The sequence below is a fragment of the Mesorhizobium sp. M4B.F.Ca.ET.089.01.1.1 genome, assembly GCF_004022605.1.
GTDB classification, from domain to species: domain Bacteria; phylum Pseudomonadota; class Alphaproteobacteria; order Rhizobiales; family Rhizobiaceae; genus Mesorhizobium; species Mesorhizobium abyssinicae.
Map to the genome: position 1 here is coordinate 1 of NZ_RZOS01000913.1, position 1,047 is coordinate 1,047.

A 1,047-nucleotide genomic window follows, 5' to 3' on the forward strand; every position below is an offset into this window, starting at 1 on the left:
GTCATAGGGCCTGAACTCGGCCCAGGAGGCGCCGTTCTCAATGCGCACCGGCTTGACCACCCTGATATAGCGGCGTTTGACCGGCAGCATCTCGATACCCGCCTGGTCGAAGGCCTCGACGAAGGGCACGGCGCTGCCGTCGAGGATCGGAACCTCACGGCCGTCGATCTCGATGACGAGATTATCGACGCCGAGCCCGAAAACCGCGGCCATGAGATGTTCGACGGTGCCGATGTGCTCGCCGGCCGGGTCGCCGAGCATGGTGCAGAGGTCGGTCGCGCCGACTTCGGAGACCAGCGCGTGGAACTCGCGGCTCTCGCCGCCATTGGAAAGCTGGAAGACGATGCCGGTATCGGCATCCGCTGGCAGGAAATTGACGGTGACCGGCTTGCCGCTGTGAACGCCGGTGCCGGTCAGCGTCGCGCGCGATTTAAGTGTCGTCTGATAGTCGTGCAAGACAAACCCCATGGCCCATACTGCCTGCGTCCGCTTCATCGGTTCTTGGCGTATTCTGCTGCCGGATGGATCACCCGGTGTGCGCATAGATGCGGCAAAATAAACAAGGCCGTGCGGCTCTTGATATGATCGGCAGGCTGGGCCAACTCCCCGAATCCCGGCAAGCCGATAGTGCTCCGGGCGAAGATAGTGGTCCGGCTGGGAGAGTCCAAATCACGGTTTCTTACCCACTGTAACCGCGATCCGGTGCGAAGAGACGCTCGCAACACCTTGTTTTTACATCTCTTTATACGTTAACAGGCAAACAATCGCTTGTCTGCCTGTTAACAACTGTTACGAACCGTTAACGGTCAGTTGGCCTGGCGCCGCAGGAACGCCGGAATCTCCAGCTGGTCGTCTTCCTGCACGGCCCGGCTCTGCGGCGTCAGCCGGCCCTGGTCGTCAAGCTGGCCGCGGCGCGGCGCGTAGAGCTGCGGGTCCTGGCTGGCGAGACGGCGCACTTCCGGTGCCGCCTGGCGCAGTTTCGGCTCGCGCGGCTGCGCCGGCTGCAGCCGCGCAGGCTCTTCCTCGCGGCGGGTCAGCCCGTTGGTC

Annotated in this window: 1 protein-coding gene and 1 pseudogene; both read right to left on the reverse strand. The window is 63.2% G+C overall.

Annotation, left to right across the window (positions count from 1 at the left end):
• Positions 1-468, reverse strand: a 468-nt coding sequence (locus EN780_RS34975) for a UDP-3-O-acyl-N-acetylglucosamine deacetylase (RefSeq protein WP_189557031.1), incomplete at its 3' end; no start/stop codon positions are given.
• A 338-nt stretch (positions 469-806) separates the two neighbouring features.
• A pseudogene (locus tag EN780_RS34980) lies at positions 807-1,047 on the reverse strand (cell division protein FtsZ); the annotation flags it as partial.